The sequence below is a fragment of the Fontimonas sp. FW305-C-3 genome (assembly GCF_058783185.1).
Window position 1 is genome coordinate 307,657 of sequence record NZ_JBYSYK010000001.1, and the last position, 25,357, is coordinate 333,013.

The 25,357-nt window shown below is 64.8% G+C and carries 18 protein-coding genes; 7 read left to right on the forward strand and 11 right to left on the reverse strand.

Annotated features, from left to right (window positions below; genetic code table 11):
* The first annotated feature begins 26 nt into the window (after window positions 1-26).
* Complete coding sequence (locus tag AC3WUF_RS01430; protein ID WP_492421680.1) at window positions 27-2,504, forward strand: penicillin acylase family protein; 2,478 nt, start codon at window positions 27-29, stop codon at window positions 2,502-2,504.
* Between the two features lie 61 nt (window positions 2,505-2,565).
* On the opposite strand, the gene AC3WUF_RS01435 is transcribed toward AC3WUF_RS01430, so the two are convergent.
* Window positions 2,566-2,859, reverse strand: coding sequence for a sll1863 family stress response protein (locus AC3WUF_RS01435; RefSeq protein WP_492421682.1), 294 nt, complete (start codon window positions 2,857-2,859; stop codon window positions 2,566-2,568).
* A 269-nt stretch (window positions 2,860-3,128) separates the two neighbouring features.
* Here AC3WUF_RS01435 and AC3WUF_RS01440 point away from each other — a divergent pair, with 269 nt between their 5' ends.
* A complete protein-coding gene (locus tag AC3WUF_RS01440) occupies window positions 3,129-5,942 on the forward strand; it encodes a hypothetical protein (protein ID WP_492421684.1) in 2,814 nt (937 codons plus the stop codon).
* 143 nt (window positions 5,943-6,085) lie between these two features.
* Here the strand turns inward: AC3WUF_RS01440 and AC3WUF_RS01445 are convergent, their stop codons facing one another.
* From AC3WUF_RS01445 to AC3WUF_RS01480, 8 genes are all read right to left on the reverse strand, one after another.
* Entirely contained in the window at window positions 6,086-6,466 is a 381-nt protein-coding gene (locus tag AC3WUF_RS01445) for a nuclear transport factor 2 family protein (protein ID WP_492421686.1), read from the reverse strand.
* A gap of 35 nt (window positions 6,467-6,501) precedes the next feature.
* Window positions 6,502-6,774: a DUF2164 domain-containing protein gene (locus tag AC3WUF_RS01450; protein WP_492421688.1), complete on the reverse strand. Its 273-nt coding sequence runs from the start codon at window positions 6,772-6,774 to the stop codon at window positions 6,502-6,504.
* Window positions 6,775-6,867: 93 nt separating this feature from the next.
* Window positions 6,868-8,307 (reverse strand): NAD(P)(+) transhydrogenase (Re/Si-specific) subunit beta, encoded by a 1,440-nt coding sequence (locus tag AC3WUF_RS01455; RefSeq protein WP_492421690.1) that lies wholly within the window; start codon window positions 8,305-8,307, stop codon window positions 6,868-6,870.
* Between the two features lie 14 nt (window positions 8,308-8,321).
* Window positions 8,322-8,633, reverse strand: a complete 312-nt coding sequence (locus AC3WUF_RS01460; RefSeq protein WP_492421692.1) for an NAD(P) transhydrogenase subunit alpha part 2 — start codon at window positions 8,631-8,633, stop codon at window positions 8,322-8,324.
* 11 nt (window positions 8,634-8,644) lie between these two features.
* Complete coding sequence (locus AC3WUF_RS01465; RefSeq protein ID WP_492421694.1) at window positions 8,645-9,769, reverse strand: NAD(P) transhydrogenase subunit alpha; 1,125 nt, start codon at window positions 9,767-9,769, stop codon at window positions 8,645-8,647.
* A 207-nt stretch (window positions 9,770-9,976) separates the two neighbouring features.
* A complete protein-coding gene (locus AC3WUF_RS01470; protein ID WP_492421696.1) occupies window positions 9,977-10,882 on the reverse strand; it encodes a DUF6279 family lipoprotein in 906 nt (301 codons plus the stop codon).
* 21 nt (window positions 10,883-10,903) lie between these two features.
* On the reverse strand, window positions 10,904-11,227 hold the full coding sequence (gene ppnP / locus AC3WUF_RS01475) for a pyrimidine/purine nucleoside phosphorylase (RefSeq protein ID WP_492421698.1): 324 nt from the start codon (window positions 11,225-11,227) through the stop codon (window positions 10,904-10,906).
* A 6-nt stretch (window positions 11,228-11,233) separates the two neighbouring features.
* Window positions 11,234-11,404 (reverse strand): rubredoxin, encoded by a 171-nt coding sequence (locus AC3WUF_RS01480; protein ID WP_492421700.1) that lies wholly within the window; start codon window positions 11,402-11,404, stop codon window positions 11,234-11,236.
* A 418-nt stretch (window positions 11,405-11,822) separates the two neighbouring features.
* Between AC3WUF_RS01480 and metH the strand changes: the two genes are divergently transcribed.
* Window positions 11,823-15,608 carry a methionine synthase gene (gene metH / locus AC3WUF_RS01485; RefSeq protein WP_492421702.1) on the forward strand — a complete coding sequence of 1,262 codons (3,786 nt, stop codon included), beginning with the start codon at window positions 11,823-11,825 and terminating at the stop codon, window positions 15,606-15,608.
* A 14-nt stretch (window positions 15,609-15,622) separates the two neighbouring features.
* On the opposite strand, the gene AC3WUF_RS01490 is transcribed toward metH, so the two are convergent.
* The gene (locus AC3WUF_RS01490) at window positions 15,623-15,895 is read right to left on the reverse strand and encodes a hypothetical protein (protein WP_492421704.1); all 273 of its coding nucleotides are present in this window, start codon (window positions 15,893-15,895) and stop codon (window positions 15,623-15,625) included.
* Window positions 15,896-16,010: 115 nt separating this feature from the next.
* Here AC3WUF_RS01490 and AC3WUF_RS01495 point away from each other — a divergent pair, with 115 nt between their 5' ends.
* Entirely contained in the window at window positions 16,011-16,994 is a 984-nt protein-coding gene (locus AC3WUF_RS01495) for a hypothetical protein (RefSeq protein ID WP_492421706.1), read from the forward strand.
* Between the two features lie 64 nt (window positions 16,995-17,058).
* Here AC3WUF_RS01495 and AC3WUF_RS01500 read toward each other — a convergent pair whose 3' ends face one another.
* Complete coding sequence (locus AC3WUF_RS01500; RefSeq protein WP_492421708.1) at window positions 17,059-17,541, reverse strand: FKBP-type peptidyl-prolyl cis-trans isomerase; 483 nt, start codon at window positions 17,539-17,541, stop codon at window positions 17,059-17,061.
* A 369-nt stretch (window positions 17,542-17,910) separates the two neighbouring features.
* On the opposite strand from AC3WUF_RS01500, the gene AC3WUF_RS01505 reads away from it, so the two are divergent.
* From AC3WUF_RS01505 to AC3WUF_RS01515, 3 genes are read left to right on the forward strand one after another with little or no spacing between them, the layout of a single operon-like run.
* Window positions 17,911-18,999 carry an efflux RND transporter periplasmic adaptor subunit gene (locus tag AC3WUF_RS01505; RefSeq protein ID WP_492421710.1) on the forward strand — a complete coding sequence of 363 codons (1,089 nt, stop codon included), beginning with the start codon at window positions 17,911-17,913 and terminating at the stop codon, window positions 18,997-18,999.
* Window positions 19,000-19,014: 15 nt separating this feature from the next.
* Window positions 19,015-22,263 carry an efflux RND transporter permease subunit gene (locus tag AC3WUF_RS01510; protein WP_492421712.1) on the forward strand — a complete coding sequence of 1,083 codons (3,249 nt, stop codon included), beginning with the start codon at window positions 19,015-19,017 and terminating at the stop codon, window positions 22,261-22,263.
* Entirely contained in the window at window positions 22,260-25,316 is a 3,057-nt protein-coding gene (locus AC3WUF_RS01515) for an efflux RND transporter permease subunit (protein WP_492421714.1), read from the forward strand. The genes AC3WUF_RS01510 and AC3WUF_RS01515 overlap by 4 nt, the downstream gene beginning before the upstream one ends.
* Window positions 25,317-25,357 lie beyond the last annotated feature (41 nt).

The following is a 25,357-nucleotide window of genomic DNA, read 5'->3' on the forward strand; positions in this document are numbered from 1 at the left end:
GCGGGTCCATATCTGGGGGATACAAGATGAGTTACATCCATAAAGGCGGGCTCAGCCTGCTCGTTGCGGCGCTTGCCGCCTGTGGCAGCTCCAGCGTCCCGAGCGGCGGCACCGCGGGCGGTGGTGGCGGCAGCGGCAAGGGCTATGACGTGACCGTCACGCGCACGACGCTGGGCATTCCACACATCAAGGCGTCCAACTTCGCGAGCATGGGCTATGGCTACGGCTATTCCTTCGCCGAAGACAATCTGTGCGTCATGTACGACGACTTCCTGACGATCCGCGGCGAGCGTTCGAAGTACATCGGCCCGGACGGCACCTACAGCATTCCGGCCAACGATTCGGTCACGCGCAATCTGGACAGCGACTTCTTCTGGAAGCTGCAGGCCACCGACGCGGTCGTCGACCGTCTCCGCGCCGCGGCGCTGCCGGAGCTGCGCGACGCGACCCAGGGCTTCGTCGACGGCTTCAATCGCTACATCGGCGAGATCAAGAGCGGTGGCCACAGTGGCCGCCATGCCGCATGCCGCGATGCAGCATTCATGGCGCCGATCAGCGATGCCGACATGTATCGCCGCTATTTCCGGCTCTCGGTCATTGCCAGTTCCTCGGTATTCGCCGGTGGCATCGGCAGCTCGCAGCCGCCGTCGCTGACCAACCCGACCGGACCGGTGCTCGGCAAGCTCGACGCAGCGACCTTGTCCAAGGTTGATCTCGGTCCGTTGAAGTTCTTTTCCAAGGACCGCCCGTTCGGCAGCAACATGTATGCGATCGGACCGGAAGGCACGGCCGACGGCAGTTCGATGGTGTTCGGCAATCCGCATTTCCCGTGGTCCGGCACCGAACGTCTGTACATCGCCCACGCGACGATCCCAGGCAAGCTCGACATCATGGGCTCGGCGCTCTACGGCGTGCCGGCGGTGCTGATCGGTTTCAACGACCACTTGGCCTGGAGCCACACGGTCTCGACCGCGTATCGCTTCACGTTGTACCAGATCATCATCAATCCGCTGAACCCGACGCAGTACCTCTACGACGGTGCGTTCCGCGACATGGAAGCGGTGCCGCTCGCCGTCGAGGTCAAGCAGGAAGACGGCAGCCTGCAGACCGTCGAGCGCACGCTGTATCGCACGCATTACGGACCGATGGTCGGCCTCAAGCTGACGTTGCCTGCGGTCGGCGAGATCAACGCCCTGCCCTGGACCAACGCCGTCGGCTTCACGATGCGCGACGCCAACGCCGAGAACGACCGTTTGATCAACCAGTTCGCCAAGTGGGACCAGGCGAAGACGCTCGCCGAGTTCAAGCAGCTGCAGAAGGACATCCTCGGCGTGCCGTGGGTCAACACCGTCGCGACCGGCCCTGGCGAGAACGCCTGGTATTCCGACATCACCGTCGTGCCCAACGTCACCGACGCGCAGCGCAGCAGCTGCAACGCCGAGCCGCTGGCCTCGGTGTTCGCCCAGCTGGTGCCCGGCGTGCCGCTGCTCAACGGCTCGAACAGCGATTGCGAGTGGGGCACCGATGAAGACGCGCCGGCACCGGGCATCTTTGGCGCCGGCAATCTGCCGAGCCTCGAGCGTGCCGATTACGTGACCAACTGCAACGACAGCTACTGGCTCGTCAATGCCGACGAAACCGTCGACGGCTACAACAGCATCATCGGCGAGGAAGGCACGGCTCGTTCGCTGCGCACGCGCCTGTGTCTGCTGCAGGCCGAACGCCGCATCGCCGGCACCGACGGCCGCGAAGGCGAGAAGTTCACCTACGAACAGCTCAAGGAGATCACGCTGTCGAGCCAGATCTATTCCGCCGAACTGGCGCGCGAATCGGTGCTCAACACGATCTGCCCGCTCGGCTTCGCGCTCGGCACCACCGGCCCGGTCGCGATCGGCGACGCCTGCGCGGTGCTCGCTGCCTGGGACGGCCGCGCCAATCTCGATTCGCGCGGCGCGCATCTGTGGCGCGAGTTCTGGCGCCGTGCGATCTCGCTGCCCGGCGGCCTGCCGGTCAATCCGGTCGCGCCGCTGGTCTACCTGACGCCGTTCTCGGCAGACGATCCGGTCAACACGCCGAACACGCTCAACGTGCTGCTGCCGACCGTGCAGGCCGCGCTGGCCGACGCCGTATCTGCGGTCAACGCGTCCGGCTTCGCGCTCGACGCGCCGCTGGGCGAGATCCAGCATTCCGGCATTCACGAAGAAAACATCCCGATCTTCGGCGGCACCGGCACCGAGGGCGCCTTCACGATCGTCTCGGCCAACGCGCTCAACGAGACCGGCTACAACGTCGACTACGGCAATAGCTACATCCAGGCCGTGACCTGGAACGACGACGGCGTGCATGCCGAAGGCTTCATCACCTACTCGCAGTCGACCGATCCGGCCAGCCCGCACTTTGCCGACTACACGAAGGAATACTCGGCCAAGCGCTGGCACCGTTTCCCGTTCACCGCCGCGCAGATCGAAGCGGACAAGATCAGCACGATCCGGCTGGCGGAATAATGCTGCTGCAAACAAGAAGGCCGCCCTCGGGCGGCCTTCTTGCGTATCGCTACGTGCCGGCTCAGCCGGTCAGGCGCGAACCTGCATCGCGAACACCAGTCTTCAGCGACTGCCAGGCGTTGTCGACGCCAGTCTTAAGTTCGTCCCAGGCTTCGCCGGTGGCTTCGGCCAGCTCGGACAGCTTGCCGCGGCCTTCTTCGAGCTTGCTCTCCAGCGTGCGGATCTGCTTGTTCACTTCAAGCTGGACGTTGGCACTGGCCTTCGAGGCCTTGGCCTTGAGCTTGTCGATCTCAGCCTTGTACTCGTCGAGCTGAGCCTGCTGCTTCTGCTGATAAAGCGCTTTGTCGTTGTTCATCTGAATTTCCCTCTCTGACTCATTTATTTCGCATCACCCGGCTTGGGTGGCTCGACGCGGGTCGGGGGACCCTCGCCGTGGCCAACACCCTACCCATCGGGCCTGAACCGCAGCTGGCCTCCAAGCGTCACGATGTCGATTCGATCGCTTCAGCGCGTCGCGACGTTTGGCGGGGATTCGCAATCCATGGGCGCGCTTCGGCTGTAACCTAGCGGTCATATATCGCGTGACCGCCGCCCGGGTGGTTGCGCCACAGGGCTGGAGGAGACATGACCGGGATTCGGGGGCTTACGCTGCTCAAGGGCGGCGCGTTGGTGTTGTCCGTGATGTTGCTGGGGGGCTGCGGTTCCAGCGAACCGGTGAATGGCCAAGCCGGGCCATTGCCACCGCTGCGGGACGAAACGCTCGACGGCAATCTGCAGCCGGCGATGTTGCAGAGCAGTCTTCGCGGCTGCGAATTTCTCGACAGCGCGTACTGCATGTATCCCTGGCCGAACGATTACTTCACGCGGCCGGACAACTCCACCGATACCGGCAAGCGCATCAATCTGAATGTGCTGGCGATGCCGCGCGATCTCGCCGGCCTGCCGCTGCGGCCGGACGAGTGGAATCGCAACGACGGTTTCTCGCCGGGCCAGCTGATCGTGACGTACGTGCCTGGCCTCGACATGGCGGTCAGCGGCGTCGGCGGGATCAGCGATATCGAAGCCTCGCTCGAAAATAACGCACCGATCATCGTCATCGATGCCGACACCGGCGAGCGTCATCCGATCTGGGCCGAAATCGACGCCAGCGAAACCGCGAGCACGCTGTGCGATGCGCCGACCGCCGTCGTTCACACCGCGGGTCTGGTGGCCGGTGAGCTGGGTCTCGACGGACCGCTGGCGAGTCTGGACGCGGTCATCGCAGGACTCGGTGCCGGGTGCACGCTGACGCTGGAGCCTATCCTCGCCGCGCTGGGTTCGGGGCTCGACGCCGCAGGTCTGGCACGCAACAACGCACTGAAGATCGATCCGCCGGCCCTGCTGATCCGCCCGGCGAAGAATTTCAGGGACGGTCATCGCTACATCGTTGCGATGCGCAATCTGAAGAACGCCGAAGGACAGGCCATCGAAGCGCCGCCGGGCTTCCGTGTCTATCGCGATCGTTATTCGAGCGAGATCGGCGCGGTCAACGACCGTCGTGCGCACATGGAAGATCTGATTGCCGATCTGCAACGGCACGGCGTCGCGCGCGATTCGCTGTACCTCGCCTGGGACTTCACGGTCGCCAGCACGCGCAGCACCGCGGGTCGCCTGCTGGCCATGCGCGACACCGCGATGGAAGAACTCGGCGACAACGCACCGGCGTTCGAAGTCACCAGCGTTACGAACTTTGGCGACGGCGCATCGATCCGTCGCGTCGAAGGCAAGTTCACCGTGCCGAACTTCCTGACCATCCCGGACGGTCTGTGCGACAACCTCGTGCCGCCGGTCAGCGAAATGGTCGACTACTGCGCGCAGCTGCAGACGCTCGGCGATCTGCTCGGCGGTACCGGCATTCCCGGCCTCGGCGATCTGCTCGGCACCGCCGCCAGCGCCAGCGATCTGCTGATCGAACTCGGCCAACTGCCGCTGTCGCGCCTGTACTACGGCCTGCCGGGCGGCGAGCTTCCGCAGATCAATCCGCTGCAGCCGACACAGGAATATCACTTCCAGTGCGAGATTCCGCGCACTGCGGTCGGCAGCTTCGACGACGCCAACACCTGGGTGCGTCCGGCGCTGCCGACGCTTTACGGCCATGGCCTGCTCGGCAGCAAGGGCGAAGTCGGCGGCGGCAGCACGGCACGTCTGCGTGAGCAGAACTTCATGAATTGCGCGATCGACTGGATCGGCATGGCCTCGCGCGATGTGCCGAGCGTGCTGACCTTCCTGATCGACATGAGCTTCTTCCCGACGCTGCCGGATCGCGCGCAGCAGGGCGCGGTCAACTGGCATTACCTGACGCGGCTGCTGAATCATCCGAACGGTTTCGCCAGCGATCCGGCGTTCCAGACCGCGGACGGCCGTCCGGTGTTCGACCCCAGCAAGGTCGTCTACGACGGCAACAGCCAGGGCGGCATCATGGGCGGCATGGTCGTCGCGACGTCGACCGACATCACGCGCGGCTCGCTTGGCGTGCCCGGCATGAACTACTCGACGCTGCTGCGCCGCAGTGTCGATTTCGATTCATACGGGGCGCTGCTCTACACCTCGTATCCGAACTCCTTCGACCAGAGCTTCGTGCTGTCGATGATCCAGATGCTGTGGGACCGTGGCGAGACCAACGGCTACGCGAATCACCTGCGCGATCCGGCGGCGTTCAATGCGCTTGGCCATCCGACGCCGCCGCATGAGGTCATTCTCAATGTTGCGTTCGGCGACCATCAGGTTGCCGACATCACGCCGGAAGTGATGAGCCGCAGCTGGAATGGCGCGATCCACCGTCCGGGCGCTGAAGCAGGCCGCCGCTTCGGTGACACGCCATATCCGCTGATCCGCGATGCGGTCGACGGCCAGGACGATTCGGTGATGGTGGTCTGGGACATCGGCCCGCTGAATCCGGACAACGAGGACAATCCGGGCACCGCCTCGCCGCCGGCCACCAACCGTCCGCCGCGCGAAGGCCGCGACCCGCACAGCGATCCGCGTGCAGAAGTCGCCGGCGGCATCCAGCGCCGCGCCTTCCTGCATGACGAGACCTATCTCAACGTCTGCGGTCCGCGGCCCTGCTATGCGCGCGGCTATGTCGGCGCGGATGTCGCAGCCGGTACGGCGGGCAATCTCGCGCCCTTCGTCAGCAATCTCGGTGTGATCCATGCGCGGCCCGGGACACAGGTCGCGGCAACGGCGATTGCCGCCGATCCGGATCGCAATCCGCTGGCTTACGCCTGGACGGTGGCGAGCGGTGCCGAGTGCGTCAGCGGTATCGAGCAGGCCGATCAGGCAACCGCGCTGGTCAATCTCGCGGGGAGCTGCGCGGCCGGTGAGGTGCGCCTGCTGCTCACGGTCAGCGACGACAAGGCGGCGACCGCGAGCAATGAGGTCGTGATCGAGGTCGAGTAGGGCCGCAACAAGCAGTGAATGAAAACGCCGGTCCACTGACCGGCGTTTTCGTTTGCGCGACGAATCCGTAGCCCGGGTGCAACTCGGGATTGCGTGCACGGCGCATCGACGGCCCCGGGTTGCACCCGGGCTACGGGACGGTGCTAGAACATCCCGCGTTCGTTGATCATCTCGTCCGGCGGTATCTGCCCGATATCCCAGAACTCGACGATCTTGCCGCCCTCGAAACGGAAGATGTGCACGACCGCCATGCCCGACGGCGCCTGTTCGAAGCGCAGCCGCGAATGCACGGCGACCAGATCGTCTTCGGCGATCGCGCGCTGGATCTCGAAGATCTTGTTCGGATGCGTGTTCTCGCTGTCCTGCATGCCCTGGCGCAGCGTATCGGCATCGCTGCGGAAATACGGGTTGTGATGGACGAAGCCAATGCCGACGTGGCGCTGGTAAGCCTCGTCGATGCGGTTGGCAATGATCAGGGTCAGGAAGTCGCGCGCGGCGAGCTTGTTGGATTCGGCGCCATTCATCGAAATCTCCGCGGTGGATCTGTGCCGATTCTGCGCTACATGCGGCGGATCACGGAATCCGCCTTGCCCCAATAGGTGAACGCATCCTCGTAGACCTCGGCGTCGACCTCCATCACGCGCGTCTGCAGGCGCTGTTGCACGTCGACGACCGCGGCGTTGTAGGCCAGCGGACCGATTTCCCTGAGAAAGAAATCCAGCAGCGTATCGGCGGCGAGCGAGCCGATCGGCTCGTCCATGTTGCTGCGGAAGTAGCGCTCGATCGAGGCGACGGCCTGCTTGCGCGCATCGGCGGAAATCTTGATCGTCATGGGTCTCTTCGAAGTTTCAGGGTGGCAGATCATCGTGCAAAAAAATGCCCTCGATGAAGAGGGCATTTCCTGCAGCGTGTTGTACGACCGGATTTAGTGACCGCCGCCGTCCAGCGACTTCACGGCCTGGATCATCGCCATCATGACCTTCTGCGCGTCGCCATAGACAAGGTTGCAGTTGTCGGCGAAGAACAGCTCGTTCTCGACGCCCGAGTAACCCTTGCCCTGACCGCGCTTGACGACGAAGACCTGCTTGGCCTTGTCGACGTTCAAGATCGGCATGCCATAGATCGGCGAGGACTTGTTGGTGCGTGCGGCCGGGTTGACGGTGTCGTTGGCGCCGATGACGATCGCGACGTCGGCTTCCTTGAACTCGCCGTTGATGTCTTCCATGTCGTAGATGATGTCGTACGGCACGCCGGCTTCGGCGAGCAGCACGTTCATGTGGCCGGGCATGCGGCCGGCGACCGGATGGATCGCGAACTTCACTTCGACATCGTTGGCCTGCAGGATCTTCACGAACTCGAACAGCTTGTGCTGCGCCTGCGCAACGGCCAGACCGTAGCCCGGCGCGATGATGACCTTCGAGGCATAGCGCATCTGGATGCCGGCGTCGCCCGCATCGATCGGCTTCTGGCTGCCCTTGATCTCGCCCTGCTCTTCGGTGCCGGTAGCGCCGAAGTTGGAGAAGATCACGTTGCTGACCGAACGGTTCATCGCCTTGGCCATCAGCAGCGTCAGCAGCGTACCGGCGGAGCCGACGACCATGCCGGCGATCATCAGCGCCGGGTTGTTCAGCACATAGCCTTCGAGACCGACCGCGAGGCCGGTGAACGCGTTGTAGAGCGAGATCACGACCGGCATGTCGGCGCCGCCGATCGGCATCGTCATCATGACGCCGAAGATCAGCGCGGCGGCGAAGAACGCGACCGTCACCAGCGGCGGTGCATGACCGTGCGCGACGAAGACGATGTACGCACCGATCGCCAGCGTCGCCAGCATGATCGAGCCGTTGATGACCTGGATGCCGGTCATGCGCAGCGTCTTGTTGATACGGCCGTCGAGCTTGGCCCAGGCGATCAGCGAGCCGGACAGCGACACCGCACCGATCAGGCCGCCGAACACGGTGACGACGTAGTGCAGCGTGCCGTGGCCGCTGCCGTCGACCGGCGGTGCGGCGAGCAGCACCATCGCGGCGATTGCCGCGGCGGAACCGCCGCCCATGCCGTTATAGAGCGCGACCATCTGCGGCATCGCGGTCATCTCGACCTTCTTGCCGCTCCACCAGGCCCAGGCGACGCCGATGACCAGCGCGACCAGCGCGACCGCGGCATTGGTCATCAGATGCGGCTTCGCCGCTTCGACGACGCCGAAGTAGTAGAGGAAGCTGGCGAGCACCGCGACCAGCATGCCGTAGCCGGCGACGCGGATGCCCGAGGCCGCCGTCACCGGCGAGGACATGCGCTTGAGGCCGTAGATGAAGAGGAAGGACGCGGCGAGCGCGCTGACTTCGATCAGGAGTTGAGCATTCATTGTTCGTTCGTCCCTTACTTCGGCTTCTTGTCGGAGGACTTGAACATCTCAAGCATGCGTTCGGTGACGACATAACCGCCGGCGGCGTTGCCCGCACCGAGCAGCACGCCGAAGAAGCCGATCGCCTGCTCGAGCACCGAGGTGGCGTTGAGCGTGGCGTAGATCGCGCCGACGACGACGATGCCGTGGACGAAGTTGGAGCCCGACATCAGCGGCGTGTGGAGGATCGACGGCACGCGGCCGATGATCTCGTAGCCGGTGAACGCGGCGAGCATGAAGATGTAGAGGGCGACGAAGCCGGTCAGTACAGTGCCTGCATGTTCCATGGTTGTTCCCCTTAGCCCTCGACGGCCTTCTTCGCAGCTTCGTTCTTGATCTCGCCGCCGTGCGTCAGCGCGGACTTGGCGAGGACTTCATCGGCCCAGTCGATGTTGATCGCGCCGTCTTTGACGAACAGCTCGATCAGGTTGTACTGGTTCTTCGCGTACAGCTCGGAGGCGTGCTCGGCGAGCAGCGAAGGCACGTTCAGCGGGGCGTTGATCGTCACCTGCCCGACCTGGACCGACTGGCCCGGCTCGGTGTACTCGGTGTTGCCGCCGCCGTCCGCCGCGAGGTCGATGATGACCGCGCCGTTCTTCATGCCGTCGACCTGCGCCTTCGAAATCAGCTTCGGCGAAGGGCGGCCCGGAATCGCCGCGGTCGTGATGATGATGTCGGCCGACTGGATGTGCTTGGTGACCACCGCGGCGATCTTGTCCTTCTCTTCCTGGGTCAGCTCGCGGGCGTAACCGCCAGTGCCGCGCGCATCGACACCGGTGTCGATGAACTTGGCGCCGAGCGACTCGACCTGTTCCTTTACTTCCGGACGCACGTCATAGCCTTCGACCTTGGCACCGATGCGGCGTGCGGTCGCGATCGCCGACAGGCCGGCGACGCCGACGCCCATGACGAGGATCGTGCCCGGACGGATCGAGCCGGTTGCGAAGGTGGTCATCGGCATCATGCGCGCGATGCTGGTCGCGCCGAGCAGCGCGCCGTAGTAACCGGCCAGCGCAGCCTGCGAGGACAGCGCGTCCATCGCCTGGGCGCGGGTGATGCGCGGCACCAATTCCATCGCCAGGCAGGTGATCTTCTTGTCGCGCAGCAGCTTGGTGAGGTCCGCTTCCTTGTGCGCGTAGACGAAGGACAACAGGATGCTGCCCTCCTTCATCGCGTTGATCACATCGGCGGTCGGCGGCTGCACCGAGACGACGATGTCGGCGTCCGACACCAGCCCCTGCGGGTTCGCCGCGAAGGTGACGTTCTTGAACGCGGCATCCGGAATGCGGCTGGCAACGCCGGCTTCGGATTGCATGTGGATGGCGCATCCCAGCTTGGCCAGTTTGTCGGCAACGGCGGGAACCATGGCGACGCGCCTTTCGTTGGGGCGAGTCTCCTTGAGCACGGCTATTTTGACCGGCATGTACAACTCCCTGTGCAAAAGCAATTTCGAAGATCGGGACCCGCAGCCCCCCAATGGGCCGCACCGACCGTGGGACGCAGAAGTCTAGCGGATGGGCTGAGGAATAACACTCATATTCCCGGGGCAGACCGCCCTGCTTCAGATGGCTGCACCTCGACCCGCCCGGCGGCTGCGGCCTGGCGGACATCCCGGCCCATTCTGCCGCCTCTAGCGGGTTTGCGGAGCTTCTACGGCCGGCGCCGCGAGCAGTTCTGCCAACTCGTCGGCAGTCTCGGTGAGGCGCTGACGCAGCCGCGCACGCTGTTCGGCACTGAGGGTGGGGGCGAGGTCGACGAACAGCTTCCGCCACTGCGCGCTGTTCGCGGCGAAAACCTGCTTCTCGGCATCGCTTGCCAGCGCTTCGCCGCCGACCAGCAGCCGGGTCAGCGCCGGGCAGAAATCCTCGGCCTTGCGCTGCGCGAGCCGGTCGGCCAGCGCCGCGCGCCAGCGTTCGCGGTAGGCCAGGCCGGCCGCGGCCGCCGAAGGCCGCTCATTGTTCCAGGTGCGCAGTTGCGTCTGCTGGGCGGACGTCAGCGCGCCGAGATTGCGGCGCAGCGATTTCTCCAGCTTCTTCAGATTGAACTTGCGCACGGCGACCTCGGCAGGCTCGATCTGTTCCTCGCGGTACTCGTCGATGTCGTCGTCGACCGAATCGAGCAGCTCTTCGACCTGAGCGTCGCTCAGCGTCGCGCCCAGCGTGCAGGCCAGCGGCGCGAGCCGGGCCAGGATCCGCTCGCCGCTGGCGCCGTAGCGCAAGATCAGGGCATCGACCTGCTCGGCACTGACCGGGCTATCGACCGCCGCCGCGAGCTGGCGCAGCTCGGCGATCCACAACGGCAGTTCTTCAGTGCGATGCCAACGCCAGGCCTCGGCAAAGCCGGCGTCGAAGCTCGCGGTCTGGGCATCGGTCAGCGAGACATAGCTGTTGACCTGCCAACGCGCGAGCCAGTCGAGCCGCTCGTAGGCCAGCCGAGCGGCACTGCAGGCGCCAAGAAACAGGGTCAGACCGGCCAGCAGCGCCGTCAGCGCGAATGCGCGGCGGCGTCGAGGTGTGCGGTGCGGGTATCGGTTCATCGCCGTGCCCGCGGGGCCCGATCAGCCGAAGTGGCAGACGTAGTCGACCGTGTCCAGGGCTTCGATGTCGAAGTACGAATCACCCGGAACGGCGAAGGTCTGGCCGGCGCTGTAGGCGGTCCAGTCGGCAGCATCCTTGAGCTTGACCCGGCAGTTGCCGCCGGTGATTTCCATCTTCTCGGGTGCGCCGGTGTTGAAGCGCAGCGACGACGGCAGGATCACGCCGACGCTCTTGCGGGTGCCATCGGCGAACAGCACCGTGTGGCTGACGCACTTGCCGTCGAAGTAGACGTTGGCCTTCTTGACGACGGAAACCTGATCGAACTGGGTGTTGGACTGGCTCATGGGGGATTAGTCTTCAACCATCTGGAAATCGGCCTTGGACGCGCCGCAATCGGGGCAGGTCCAGGATTCGGGCACATCCGCCCAGGCGGTGCCGGGGGGGATGCCATCGTCGGGGGCGCCCGTCGCTTCATCGTAGACCCAGTCGCAGATCAGGCAGCGCCATTTCTTGTACTGCATCGAATGCTCGTCCCCAAGCTAGAGATTAAAAAATGGGCGCGAATGGTACCGCAAGCCCGCCGTTGCAAGCGCGAGAATCGTGCCCGACGGCGTTTTACAGGCAAAAAAAAGGCCGGACGAGGGCGTCTGGCCTTAGAAACCCGGATGTTGGGGGGCAAGCCGGGTTAGGGGATCGGCTCGCCTGAAGGGTCTGACGGGGGGATCAGAGGGGATCCTTCAGGCGATGGGTGCACTCTAGGCTTCGCCGCGTTGGAAAACCGTAATGCTGGACGCGTGGCGGTTTGCAGCAGACAAGCGGTGCGAGACTGCAAAAAGACCGCGATTGACCGTTGGGCAGGAGCGTTATCTGTCCATCCGTATGAGCGGATATACTGCCAATCCGCTGCTACAGCCCCGTTTTCAGAGCACTGGTCGAATCATGAAACTGCACCCCGTCTACAGCCGAATCGAGGCGCTGCTGCGCAAGCGCATCCTGGTCATCGACGGCGCGATGGGCACGATGATCCAGCGCTACAAGCTCGAGGAAGCCGACTACCGCGGCGCCCGCTTTGCCGACTGGGCGTCCGATCTCAAGGGCAACAACGATCTGCTGGTGCTGACCCAGCCGGACGTCATCAAGGCCATCCACGGCGAATACCTGGCCGCCGGCGCCGACCTGATCGAAACCAACACCTTCAACGCGCAGACGATCTCGTTGCACGACTACAAGATGGAGTCGCTGGCGTACGAGATGAACGTCGCCGCCGCGAAGATCGCCCGCGAAGCGGCCGACGAGTGGACCGCGAAGACGCCGGACAAGCCGCGCTTCGTCGCCGGCGCGCTGGGTCCGACCAGCCGCACCTGCAGCATCAGCCCGGACGTCAACGATCCCGGCGCGCGCAACGTCACCTACGACCAGCTCGTCAAGGCCTACGTCGAGCAGATCCGCGGCCTCGTCGATGGCGGCGCCGACGTGCTGCTGATCGAGACGATCTTCGACACGCTGAATGCCAAGGCGGCGATCTTCGCCTGCGAGACGTTCTTCGAAACGACCGGCGAGCGCCTGCCCGTCATCATCTCCGGCACCATTACCGACGCCTCCGGCCGCACGTTGTCCGGCCAGGTCACCGAGGCGTTCTGGAACTCGGTGTCGCATGCCAGGCCGCTGGCCATCGGCCTCAACTGCGCGCTCGGCGGCAAGGACATGCGTCCTTATATTGCGGAGCTGTCGCGCGTTGCCGACTGCTTCGTCTCCTGCTATCCGAACGCCGGTCTGCCGAATGCCTTCGGTGAATATGACGAAACACCCGACGAAACCGCGGCGATCATCCGCGAGTTCGCGACCAGCGGCCTGGTCAACATCGTCGGCGGCTGCTGCGGCACGACGCCGCCACACATCGGCGCGATCGCCAAGGCGGTCGGCGGGGTCACGCCGCGTACGCCGTCACAGCCGGAAAAGATCTGCCGCCTGTCCGGCCTTGAGCCGTTGAACCTGACGAAGGACCTCAACTTCATCAACGTCGGCGAGCGCACCAACATCACCGGCTCGGCGAAGTTCCGCAACCTGATCAAGGAAGGCGACTACACCGCGGCGCTTGCGGTTGCGCGGCAGCAGGTCGAAGCCGGCGCGCAGATCATCGACGTCAACATGGACGAGGGCATGATCGATGGCGTTGCCGCCATGGACCGCTTCCTCAAGCTGATCGCCAGCGAGCCGGACATCTCGCGCGTGCCGGTGATGATCGACTCGTCGAAGTGGGAAGTCATCGAAGCCGGCCTGAAGTGCGTGCAGGGCAAGCCGATCGTCAACTCGATCTCGATGAAAGAGGGCGAGGAGAAGTTCATCAAGGAAGCGCGGCTGTGCCGCAAGTACGGCGCGGCGGTCGTCGTCATGGCCTTCGACGAGCAGGGCCAGGCGGACAACCTCGAACGGCGCAAGACGATCTGCGCGCGCGCGTACAAGATTCTCGTCGAGCAGGTTGGCTTCCCGCCGGAAGACATCATCTTCGACCCGAACATCTTCGCGGTCGCGACCGGCATCGCCGAGCACAACAACTACGGCGTCGACTTCATCGAAGGCACGCGCTGGATCAAGCAGAACCTGCCGGGCGCGATGATCTCCGGCGGCGTGTCGAACGTGTCGTTCTCGTTCCGCGGCAACAACGCGGTGCGCGAGGCGATCCACTCGGTGTTCCTGTACCACGCGATCAAGGCCGGCATGGACATGGGCATCGTCAACGCCGGCGCGCTGGTCGTCTATGACGATCTCGACGCCGAGCTGCGTGACCGCATCGAGGACGTGATTCTCAACCGCCGCGAAGACGGCACCGAAAGATTGCTGGAGATTGCCGAGAAGTTCCGCGGCGACGGCGCGAAGCAGGAAGTCGCCGACGAAGCCTGGCGCAGCCTGCCGGTGCGCGAGCGCATCAAGCACGCGCTGGTGAAGGGCATCGACGCCAATGTCGAAGCCGACACCGAAGAGCTGCGTGCCGAACTGTCGGCCGACGGCAAGCGCCCGATCGAAGTCATCGAAGGTCCGCTGATGGACGGCATGAACGTCGTCGGCGATCTGTTCGGCGCCGGCAAGATGTTCCTGCCGCAGGTCGTCAAGTCCGCGCGCGTCATGAAGAAGGCGGTCGCTTACCTGATTCCGTTCATCGAGGCCGAGAAGAAGCCGGGCGATGTGCAGAAGGCCAAGGGCAAGATCGTCATGGCGACGGTCAAGGGCGACGTGCACGACATCGGCAAGAACATCGTCGGCGTCGTGCTCCAGTGCAACAACTACGACGTCGTCGATCTCGGTGTCATGGTGCCGCCGCAGAAGATTCTCGACGCGGCGATCGCCGAGAAGGCCGACATCATCGGCCTGTCCGGCCTGATCACGCCGTCGCTCGACGAGATGGTGCATCTGGCCAAGGAAATGAAGCGGCAGAACTTCGAGATTCCGCTGCTGATCGGCGGCGCGACGACGTCGCGCGCGCACACCGCGGTGAAGATCGATCCGCAATATCCGCACGGTGTCGTCTGGGTCAAGGACGCGTCGCGTTCGGTGCCGACCGCCGCCGCGCTGCTGTCGGCCGAACTGAAGCCGAAGCTACTTGCCGAAGTGAAGGCCGACTACGACAGCATCCGCGAACGCCACGCCAACAAGGATCGTTCGGAAAAATATCTGCCGCTCGCCACTGCGCGCGCGAAGAAGACGCCGATCGACTGGACGGCGAGCCGGCCGTTCAAGCCGCGCATGCTGCTGCAGCAGGACAAGGACGTCTGCGATGGCCCGAACTGCGACCATCAGCATCACGCGCAGGCGACGCAGCACGTGAAGCTGTTCAAGGACTATCCGCTGGCCGAGCTGCGCGAGTTCATCGACTGGCAGCCGTTCTTCATTTCCTGGGAGCTCAAAGGCCGCTATCCGGACCTGCTCAACAATCCGGCGAGCGGCGAAGCGGCGCGCAAATTGTTCGCCGACGCACAGCAGATGCTCGACCAGATGATCGCCGAGAAATGGATCACCGCGAGCGGCGTGTTCGGCCTGTTTCCGGCCGCGCAGGTTGGCGACGATGACATCGAGGTTTACGCCGACGAGAACCGTGCGACGGTGCTCGCCAAGCTGCACTCGCTGCGCCAGCAGGGCGAGCACCGCGACGGCGTGCCGAACCGCTGCCTCGCCGATTTCGTCGCGCCCAAGAGCACGGGCCTGCACGATTATGTCGGCGCATTCGCCGTCACTGCGGGCCTCGGCTGTCATGAAAAAGTCATGGCCTTCAAGAAGGCCAATGACGACTACAACGCGATCCTGCTCGAGTCCCTCGCCGACCGCCTCGCCGAAGCCTTTGCCGAGCGCATGCATCAACGCGTCCGCAAGGAGTTCTGGGGTTATGCGACCGACGAGCATCTCGACAACAGCGCGCTGATCGACGAGAAGTACCTCGGCATCCGCCCGGCGCCGGGCTACGCAGCCTGCCCCGAGCACACCGAGAAGCAGACGATCTGGAAGCTGCTCGATGTCGAGGCCAGCACCGGCATGCAGCTGACCGAGAGCATGGCGATGTGGCCGGGCGCTTCGGTCTCCGGCTGGTACTTCGCGCATCCGCAGGCGCAGTACTTCGTCGTCGGGCGCATCAACAAGGAACAGGTTGCCGACTACGCACAGCGCAAGGGCTGGGACCTGCAGACCGCGGAGAAGTGGCTGGCGCCAAACCTCGGTTACGAGCCGGAGGACTGAGTCCTCCGGCGATATCAGGACCCAGGCGGGCCGGAAGCCCGGCCGGTTTCGCCGAGCTGCTGATCCTTGCCTTGAGCGGCGTCGTCGCGCGCATCCCGATACTGCTTGTACGAGGTGCTGCGCGCGCGCTGTTCGCAATCGTAGCGCTCGCGTTCGGACAGATTGCGGCAATCCTGCGCGCGCAGCTCCGTCGTCGAGTCATAGATCTGCTGATGACTGCAGGCGCTAGCCAGCGCAGCGCAGCCCGTCAGCAACATTCCCTGTAGGAAAACGCCTCGTCCCTTCATTGATCGCCCTCCGCTTTCGTCGCATCCAGAGCCTATAGAGTCGAAGCGACTTAAATACGTTCAAGCGGCCGGGCGGCTTGAAGTTACCAGGGTGTAAATGACTACAATCCGGGATATGACCAAGACCCCCCGCGATTCCGATTGGATGGAACCACCACAGTGGTGGAAGAAGGTTCGCCCCCTGCGCTGGCTGGCGGGCTCGGTCGTGTTGCTGTTGCTTTACAGCTGGCTGGGACCGGACAGCAAGGACGACAAGCCTGCGCCGGCCGCCGTCGCTGCCGCGCCGACTCAGGTTCCCGTCATCGCGCCAGCGGCCACGCCCGCCGACGCGCCAACGCCCGAAGCAACCCTTGCGGCGCGTCCGACCCTTGCCTCGACCGCAACGCCGACGCCCACAGCGACGGCTACGCCTACCGCCACTGCCACGGCAACCGCGACGGCCAGCACCGCAGCGGCGACCGCAGCGCCGGTTGCGACCGCGAGCGCGACGGGTTCGGAGAAGGCGGCTGCCGCAGGCGATGACGCCGAAGCGTTCATCTACGAAGAAGAAGAGATCGACCCGAACAGCCCCGAGGAAACCGATCTCGCCGAGTTCACGGCGGTGGCCGAAGATCCGGTGCGTCTGGTCAGCACGTTCAGAAGCTATGCCTCGGTCGATGCCATCGTGTTCGAGCTGGAGCGCGCCGGTTTCCGTCCGATCACCGAAACCTCGAATGCCAAGAGCCGCTCCGGCGTCCCGCCGCGAGACCTGACGACGGTGGAAGTCAGCCAGTTCCGTCATTGGAACGTGACCGGCAAGCTGATCCTGCTGTTCTTCAACGACCGCCTGTACCAGTCGGAATTCGAGCCGGACGACGCGAAGACCTATGCGAAAGCGCAGCATCGCGAGCTGCCGCAGGTGAAATCGGAAAAGTCCGGCCGCGCGGTCTGGGTCGGCGGCAATCTGCGCATCGCCAGCAGTCTCGATCTCGCCATCAGCGAGGTGGGCCAGAAGCTCAAGACGCGGCCTTTCCTGCTCTGGCAGGACCGCCGTCTGGTGCGTCAGCGCGACGAATGGGATCGCCGCTTCGCGCTCGCCGCCGCCGGCAAGAAGAAATAAAAAAGGCCGCTGCGCGCGATGCGCAGCGGCCCGGGTTCAGCCTGCCCGCCGAAGCGCGCGTCGCTTAGTGGTGATGACCGCCGGCGCCGTGCACATGACCGTGGGCGAGTTCCTCTTCTGAGGCTTCGCGCACTTCGGTGATTTCGACGTCGAAGTTGAGCTGTTCGCCGGCCAGCGGATGGTTGCCATCGACGGTGACCATGTCGCCGGCGACGCGGGTCACGACCACGCGCATCGGGCCGTTGCCGCCGTCAGCCTGGAACGACATGCCGACCTTGATGTCCTTGATGCCCTGGAAGGCGCGGCGCGGCACTTCCTGGATCAGCGACTTCTCGCGCTCGCCGTAGCCGTCCTTCGGCTCGACCTTGACCGTCAGCTTGTCGCCCGCCTTCTTGCCCAGCAGCGCGTTTTCCAGGCCGGGAATGATGTTGCCGGCGCCGTGCAGATAGGCGAGCGGTTCATTGCCGCTGGAGCTGTCGAGCACTTCGCCCGCCGCGTTGGTGAGCGTGTAGTGGATCAGGACGACACGCTGATTGGCGATTTCCATGAGGTTGTCTGTTTCGTCGGTTTGGGGCGCGCATGCTACCAACACCGGCTTTGGGCCGCGAACGGGCGTGATGCAACGTTTTTCCGCTCAGACGCGTCCAAGCGGGGAAGGGGATAATGCAGGGGGCGCCATCTGTGATAATTAATTGCAGAATATATTTTTATATTCTCTATAAGCACATTGCCGTCCGCGACGCTTTTGCCGCGCGTTAGCGTGAATCCCTACCTGATGGTGAAGCCGGCTATGTGGCCAAGGCCACGGCTGGCCTGGGTGTTTTCAGAATCTATTCAAAACAATGGCTTGCAGCGCATTATCGCTTGGCATGGGTCTAGCGATGCCAGCCCAACAATCTTGATCGGAGTGTCCCGCATGTCTTTGCCGCGTATCGCGATCCTCAGCCTGTTGATGGCGTTGCCGCTGCTGGGCTGCGGCGGGGGCAAGGCGGAAGCCGACAAGAAAGAAGAGCCGAGCATTCCGGTCGAGGTGGGTACCGCCAGCATCGGCGTGATCGACGCCGCTTACCGCGGCACCGCGACGCTCGAAGCCGAGGACGAAGCGACCGTCAACGCCAAGACCGGCGGCGTGATCGAACAGATCATGGTCGAGGAAGGCGATGCGGTGAAGGCCGGCCAGGTGCTCGCCCAGCTCGAGACCGACAAGCTCAAGTTCGAGGTCGCTCGGGCACAGGCGACGCGCGACAACCTGGAGCAGGCCTTCAAGCGTAACGAGTCGGTGTATCAGCGCAATCTGGTTTCGCGCGAAGCCTACGAGAAGACCAAGTCCGATCTTGAAGTCGCGCGCGCGGCGTACGACCTGGCGAGCCTTGCGCTGCGCGAGTCGGCCATCCGCTCGCCGTTCGATGGCGTGGTGTCGCTGCGCCACATCAAGATCGGCAACATGATCCAGCCGAACAGCCCGGCGTTCCGTGTCACGCGGATGAGCAGTCTGCAGGCACAGATTTATGTGCCCGAACGCGACATCCACAAGCTTGCCGCCGGCCAGCCGGCGGTGCTTGCGGTCGACGCCTGGCCGGGCAAGCAATTCACCGGCAAGATCCTGCGCGTCAATCCGGTCGTCGATGCGGCGACCGGTACGGTCAAGGTGACGGTCGCGATGGGCGCCGACCAGCCGCAGCTCAAGCCCGGCATGTTCGGCCGCGTCGAGATCCGCTACGACCGCCGCGAGCAGGCGCTGCTGATTCCGCAGGACGCGGTGCTGACCGAAGACGCCGCGCAGTCGGTGTTCGTCGTCACCGACGGGCGCGCACGCCGGCGTCCGGTCAAGACCGGGTACAGCGATGCCGAGCATTACGAAGTGCTCGAAGGCCTGAAGGTCGGCGAGCAGGTGGTGACGATCGGCCAGTCCAGCCTCAAGGACGACGCCAAGGTCGAGGTCGTCAAGCCAGGCGGCCCGGCGACGCCGGTCGCCGTCGCTTCGCCTGCTGCGAAAACGCCTTAAGGCCGGACCCCGCCCATGAGCTGGATTGAGGTCTGTACCCGCCGTCCGGTCGCCATCACGATGCTGACATTGGCCGTGCTGCTGTTCGGCATGGTGTCGATGTCGCGCCTGCAGGTGACGCTGCTGCCGGATCTGTCGTACCCGACGCTGACGATCCGCACCGAGCTGCCCGGCGCGGCGCCGACCGAAGTCGAAACGCTGCTGTCGAAGCCGGTCGAGGAAGCGCTCGGCGTCATCAAGGGCGTGCGTCGCGTCGCCTCGGTATCGCGCGCCGGCCAGGGCGACGTCACGCTGGAGTTCAACTGGGGCACGGAGATGGACTTCGCCGTGCTCGACGTGCGCGAGAAACTCGACGCGCTCGAGCTGCCGCAGGAAGTCGTGCGGCCGGTCGTGCTGCGCTTCGACCCGAGCCAGGACCCGATCATCCGCATGGGCCTCGCGTTCAAGCACGTCGAAGGTCAGCCGGCGCTGAAGACCGACGAAGCCGCGCTCAAGCGCCTGCGGCGGATCACCGAAGATCTGGTGCAGAAGCCGCTCGAAGGGGTCGACGGCGTCGCCGCGGTGAAGATTTCCGGCGGCCTCGAGGACGAAGTGCAGGTGCTGGTCGATCTGCAGAAGCTCGCTCAGCTGAACCTGACGTTGGAATCCGTCGGCAACCGGCTCAAGGCCGAGAACGCCAACATCTCCGGCGGCCGCGTCGATCAGGGCTCCGCGTCGTATCTGGTGCGCACGCTCAACCAGTTCCGCTCGCTGGACGAGATGGCCGATACCATCATCTCGACGCGCGACGGCCGCAATGTCTACCTGCGCGACTTCGCCGAAGTGCGCAGCGGCTTCAAGGAACGCGAGGCGGTGATCCGCATCGATGGCGAAGAAGCCGTCGAGATCGCGCTGTATCGCGAAGGCGACAGCAATACGGTCGCGATCGCCGACAGCGTCAAGCAGCGCATCGAAACGCTGCACAAATCCTTGCCGCCGGATCTCGAGCTCAAGCCGCTCTACGACCAGTCAATCTTCATCCGCCAGGCGACCAACGAGGTCATGAAGTCGGCGATCGAAGGCGGCCTGCTCGCGGTGCTGGTGATCTACCTGTTCCTGCGCAACGCCGCGGTGACGGCGATCGTCTCGGTGTCGATCCCGGTGTCGGTGATCGCGACGTTCAACGTCATGTACGGTGCCAACCTGTCGTTGAACATCATGTCGCTTGGCGGCATCGCGCTGGCGATTGGTTTGATCGTCGACGATGCGATCGTTGTGCTGGAGGCGATCTTCCGCAAGCAGGAAAGCGGCATGTCGCCCGCGCTGGCCGCGGTGGCCGGTACGCAAGAAGTTTCCGGCGCCGTCGTTGCGTCGACGTTGACGACGGTCGCCGTGTTCTTCCCGATGGTCTTTGTGCAAGGCATCGCCGGCCAGCTGTTCTCCGACCAGGCGCTGGTCGTGACCGCATCGCTGATGTTCTCGCTGCTCGTCGCGGTCACCTTGATCCCGATGATGGCGGCGCGCATCCACGAGCGCCGCGAGGTGCCGGATGCGCCGCCGCAGGTCGACAGCCCGCAGCGCTGGCGGCGCGGCGTGTCGCAGACCCGCTACGCGATCCTCGAGACGGCGCCGATGTGGATTCTGCGCGTGCTGATCGTCTGGCCGGTGCGGGTGATCGGCCTGCTGCTGGGCGCCGTGCTGCGCCCGGCGGCGGCGGGCTGGCAGCGCGGCTATCTGCGTATCGAAGCGAATTACCGCCAGCTGCTGGAATGGGCGCTCGACCATCGAGCCGCGGTGCTGGGAACGGCGCTGGCGCTGTTCGCGTTTTCGATGTTCCTGATGACGCGCCTGGGCGTCGAGCTGATTCCGCCGTTCAGCCAGGGCGAATTCCACGCCGAGCTGACCCTGCCGCCGGGTACCGCGCTGGAGAAGACCGATGCCGTCGTCCGTTCGGTGTCGACCGCGCTCAGCGGTCATGAAGCGCTGGCGGCGAACTACTCGGTGGCCGGCAGCGGCAACCGCCTCGATGCCAATGCAGAATCCGGCGGCGAGAACCAGGGCACCGTCACGCTCGTCCTGAAGTCCGATGCTTTCGATCGCGAAGGCGAGATCACCGAACTGCTGCGCACGCGCATCGAAGCACAGCCGGGTCTGAGCTATCGTTTCACGCGGCCGACGCTGTTCACGCTGAAGACACCGCTGGAAGTCGAAATCATCGGCTACGACCTCGATTCGATCGCGCGCGTCGCCGAGCAGATCCGTGCACAGATGCTGCAGTCCGACCGCTATACCGAAGTCGAGAGCACCTTGCTTCCGGGCCATCCGGAACTGCAGATCCTGTTCGATCAGGAACGCGCGGCGGCGTTGGGCCTGGATACCGCGCAGCTGGCCGAGCGCGTCGCGCAGGTCGTGCAGGGTAAGGTTGCGACGCGCTATCGCATGGGCGATCGCGAGATCGACGTGCTGGTGCGCGGCGCCGTCTCCGACCGTTCGACCGCGGACGCCGTCGCCAACCTGCTGGTCAATCCGGAATCCGAGCGGCCGGTGCGCCTGTCGTCGGTCGCGCAGGTGCAGAACCGTTCCGGCCCGGCGGAAATCCGCCGTGCCGATCAGCAGCGCGTGATCGTCGTTTCCGCCAGCCTCGCCTACGGCGATCTCGGCGAAGCGGTGGCCGAACTGCAGGGCATCATCGACCGCACGCCGATGCCGGCGGCGGTCGGCGCCGAGGTCGCCGGCCAGAGCGAGGAAATGGAAGTGTCGTTTCGCTCGCTGCAGCTCGCGCTCGGCCTGGCAATCTTCCTGGTCTATCTGGTGATGGCCTCGCAGTTCGAATCGCTGATCCATCCGTTCGTGATCCTGTTCTCGATCCCGCTGGCGGCGATCGGCGCGATCGGCGCGCTGTACATCACCGGCACCGACATCAACGTCATCGCGCTGATCGGCATGGTCATGCTGATCGGCATCGTCGTGAAGAACGGCATCATCCTGATCGACCTGGTCAATCACCTGCGTGAACAGGGCCTCGGCCAGCGCGAGGCGTTGCTGCGCGCCGGGCCGATCCGCCTGCGACCGATCCTGATGACGACGCTGACCGCGATCCTCGGCCTGGTGCCGATGGCGATCGGTGGCGGCGAAGGCTCGGAGATGCGCGCGCCGATGGCGATCACCGTGATCGGCGGCCTCGCCGTCTCGACCCTGCTGACATTGGTCGTGATTCCAGTCGTCTATACGCTGCTCGACCGCGGCGTGCGCAAGGCGCCGGGCCTCGTGAGCGAAACGCCATGAGGCTGACCGGCCTGGCGCTGCGGCGTCCGGTGACGACGGCGATGTTCTTCGTCTGCGTCACCGCGATCGGCCTGATCGGCGGCAGCCGCTTGCCGCTGGAGTCGCTGCCGGACATCGAGTTCCCGTTTCTCGTCGTCAACGTTCCCTATCGCAATTCGACGCCGGAAGAAGTCGAGCGGCGCATCACGCGGCCGATCGAAGAAGCGCTGGCGACGATGCCCGGCATTCGCGAGATGGAGTCGACCTCGGGCGACGACGGCGCCGAGATCGAGCTGCAGTTCGAATGGAATTCAGAACTCGCCGCCAAGGGTGCGGAAGTGCGCGACAAGATCGACGCGATCCGCGGCTCGCTGCCGGACGAGCTGGAACGCATCACCGTGTTCAAGTTCTCCGGTGGCGATCAGCCGATGCTGGTGTTCCGCATCTCCGCGGAGCGCGATCTGTCGAGCGCGTACGACATGCTGGAGCGCAACCTCAAGCGCCGTCTGGAGCGCCTGCCCGGCGTGTCGCGTGTCGAGCTGTACGGCGTCGAGCCCAAGGAAGTGCGCATCGAACTGTCGGCCGCGCGCGTCGCCGCGCACGGCGTCGATCTGCGTCAGCTGGCGCAGACCCTGCAGCGCGCCAACTTTGCGCTGAGTGCGGGCGATCTGGTCGAGGCCGGCAAGCGCTACTACGTCAAGCCGGAGGGCCGCTTCGCGACGCTCGACGACATCGGTGCGATGGTGATCTCTACGCAGGGCTTGCGCCTGCGCGACATCGCCGAGCTGGCTTACGCCGAGCCGGTACTGCTCTACGGCCGGCATCTGAACCAGCGCTACGCTGTGGGTCTGAATGTATTCAAGGAAACCGGCTCGAATCTGGTCGAGGTCTCGGACCGCGTCAAGGCGGAGATCGAGCTGGTCAAGGCGATGCCGGAGATGCAGGGCATCGCGCTGATCATGTTCAACGACGCCGCGACCGATGTGCGCAACTCCCTGCGCGAACTGCTCGAGGCCGGCATCCTCGGCGCGCTGTTCTCGGTGCTGGTGCTGTATCTGTTCCTGCGCGACCTGCGCATGACGCTGATCGTCACGCTGGCGGTGCCGCTGTCGCTGGTGATGACGCTGGCGGCGATGTACTTCCTCGGCTACAGCCTCAACATCCTGACGCTGATGGGCCTGATGCTGTCGGTCGGCATGCTGGTCGACAACGCGGTGGTCGTCACCGAATCGATCTTCAAGGAACGCAGCCTGATCAAGGATCCGGTCGACGGCACGCTGAGCGGCGTTTCCAAGGTCGGCCTCGCCGTGGTCCTCGGCACTCTGACGACCGGCATCGTGTTCCTGCCCAACCTGTTCGGCGTGCAGAGCGAGATGACGATCTTCATGACCCACGTGGCCGTGACGATCTGCGTTTCGCTGGCGGCTTCGCTGCTGGTGGCAATCACCCTGATCCCGCAGCTGACGACGCGCCTGCCGCTGGCGGCCGGCGGCGGCGCGCGCTGGATCCGTGTGCTGTCCGAGCGCTACGCCGGTTGGCTGACCTGGACCCTGAACCATCGCCGGCTCACCGCACTGTTCATCGTCGCGGTGCTTGGCAGCGTTGCGATCCCGGTGATGTTCGTCAAGGCCGATCTGTTTCCATCGACCAGCCCGACGCGCATCTTCATGGAGTACAACCTCAAGGGCATCTACCGGCTCGACAAGGTCGAAGAGGCGGTCAACACCATCGAGAACTTCCTGGCGGCCAACAAGGAGCGCTTCGAGATGGAGTCGGTCTACAGCTACTTCGATCTCAGTCAGGCGCAGACGCTGATCTACCTGCACGCGGACGAGACCAAGCGCAAGCGCACCGCCGAACAGATCAAGGAAGAAATCCGCAAGGAGTTGCCGAAGATCGCGATCGGCGAACCGAGCTTCGAGCAGAACCGCGGCGGTGGCGACAAGCTCGCGGTGCAGATCTACGGCGAGTCGAGTGACCGCCTGCGCGAAGTCGCGAACAGCACCGCGCAGGTGCTGAAGGGGCTCAAGGGCTTGATCGACGTCCGCGTCGAGGCCGGCGCCGAAGGCTGGGAAGTGCGCGTGCGGGTCGATCGCATCCGTGCGCGCGCGCAGGGTCTCTCCAGCCAGGATGTCGCCGAAACGGTGGCCGCCGCGATGCGCGGTACCCAGCTGCGGCCGTTCCGCACGACGACCGGCGAAGTCGACCTGCTGCTGCAGTTCCGCCCGGAAGACCGCACCGATCTCGATGCGTTGATGTCGCTGCCGATCCAGTCGCCGGACGGGCGCCGGGTGACGCTCGGCACGGTCGCCGATCTCGACATCGGCGACGTGCCGAGCCAGATCAAGCGTGAAAACCGCCGCACCGCGATGGCGATCAACTTCGGCACCGCCGAAGGCGTGACGCCCGAAGATGCAAAGAAGCAGGTCGACGCCGTTCTCGATGCGATGGCGTTTCCCGCCGGCTACGGCTGGGGTTACGGACAGGCCTTCGACGATGAGGCCGAGAGCATGAACGTGATGATCACCAACATGCTGCTGGCGCTGGCCTGCATCTACATCGTCATGGCCGCGTTGTTCGAATCGGTGCTGGCGCCGACGGCGATCATCACCGGCATCATCTTCTCGTTCATCGGCGTCTACTGGTTCTTCTTCATCACCGCGACGACGTTCTCGTTCATGGCGATGATCGGCATGCTGGTGTTGATGGGCGTCGTCGTCAACAACGGCATCGTGCTGATCGATCATGTGCATCAGCTGCGCGACGCCGGCATGCCGCGCGAGCAAGCATTGATCGAAGGCTCGCGCGACCGCCTGCGGCCGATCCTGATGACGGCGGCGAGCACGATCCTGGCGATGATTCCGATCGCGCTGTCGGACACCGCGGTCGGTGGCGACGGACCGCCGTACTACCCGATGGCGCGTGCCGTGATCGGCGGCCTCGCGTTCGCGACCGTCGTCAGCCTGCTCGTGTTGCCGACGCTGTATCTGGCGATCGAGGATCTCGGCAACTGGGGCACGCGGCAGATGCGCAAGGCAAGGCGTCTGCCGCTGGAAGGCGCCACCGCAGAATAGAACTGCAGCCCGGGTGCAACCCGGGGACGCGACACTCGCCG

What these genes read in the sequence shown, in the direction of transcription:
- AC3WUF_RS01430 (WP_492421680.1), top strand. Translation starts at nt 27, where the DNA reads ATGAGTTACATCCATAAAGGCGGGCTCAGCCTGCTCGTTGCGGCGCTT.
- AC3WUF_RS01435 (WP_492421682.1), bottom strand. Translation starts at nt 2,859, where the DNA reads ATGAACAACGACAAAGCGCTTTATCAGCAGAAGCAGCAGGCTCAGCTC.
- AC3WUF_RS01440 (WP_492421684.1), top strand. Translation starts at nt 3,129, where the DNA reads ATGACCGGGATTCGGGGGCTTACGCTGCTCAAGGGCGGCGCGTTGGTG.
- AC3WUF_RS01445 (WP_492421686.1), bottom strand. Translation starts at nt 6,466, where the DNA reads ATGAATGGCGCCGAATCCAACAAGCTCGCCGCGCGCGACTTCCTGACC.
- AC3WUF_RS01450 (WP_492421688.1), bottom strand. Translation starts at nt 6,774, where the DNA reads ATGACGATCAAGATTTCCGCCGATGCGCGCAAGCAGGCCGTCGCCTCG.
- AC3WUF_RS01455 (WP_492421690.1), bottom strand. Translation starts at nt 8,307, where the DNA reads ATGAATGCTCAACTCCTGATCGAAGTCAGCGCGCTCGCCGCGTCCTTC.
- AC3WUF_RS01460 (WP_492421692.1), bottom strand. Translation starts at nt 8,633, where the DNA reads ATGGAACATGCAGGCACTGTACTGACCGGCTTCGTCGCCCTCTACATC.
- AC3WUF_RS01465 (WP_492421694.1), bottom strand. Translation starts at nt 9,769, where the DNA reads ATGCCGGTCAAAATAGCCGTGCTCAAGGAGACTCGCCCCAACGAAAGG.
- AC3WUF_RS01470 (WP_492421696.1), bottom strand. Translation starts at nt 10,882, where the DNA reads ATGAACCGATACCCGCACCGCACACCTCGACGCCGCCGCGCATTCGCG.
- ppnP (WP_492421698.1), bottom strand. Translation starts at nt 11,227, where the DNA reads ATGAGCCAGTCCAACACCCAGTTCGATCAGGTTTCCGTCGTCAAGAAG.
- AC3WUF_RS01480 (WP_492421700.1), bottom strand. Translation starts at nt 11,404, where the DNA reads ATGCAGTACAAGAAATGGCGCTGCCTGATCTGCGACTGGGTCTACGAT.
- metH (WP_492421702.1), top strand. Translation starts at nt 11,823, where the DNA reads ATGAAACTGCACCCCGTCTACAGCCGAATCGAGGCGCTGCTGCGCAAG.
- AC3WUF_RS01490 (WP_492421704.1), bottom strand. Translation starts at nt 15,895, where the DNA reads ATGAAGGGACGAGGCGTTTTCCTACAGGGAATGTTGCTGACGGGCTGC.
- AC3WUF_RS01495 (WP_492421706.1), top strand. Translation starts at nt 16,011, where the DNA reads ATGACCAAGACCCCCCGCGATTCCGATTGGATGGAACCACCACAGTGG.
- AC3WUF_RS01500 (WP_492421708.1), bottom strand. Translation starts at nt 17,541, where the DNA reads ATGGAAATCGCCAATCAGCGTGTCGTCCTGATCCACTACACGCTCACC.
- AC3WUF_RS01505 (WP_492421710.1), top strand. Translation starts at nt 17,911, where the DNA reads ATGTCTTTGCCGCGTATCGCGATCCTCAGCCTGTTGATGGCGTTGCCG.
- AC3WUF_RS01510 (WP_492421712.1), top strand. Translation starts at nt 19,015, where the DNA reads ATGAGCTGGATTGAGGTCTGTACCCGCCGTCCGGTCGCCATCACGATG.
- AC3WUF_RS01515 (WP_492421714.1), top strand. Translation starts at nt 22,260, where the DNA reads ATGAGGCTGACCGGCCTGGCGCTGCGGCGTCCGGTGACGACGGCGATG.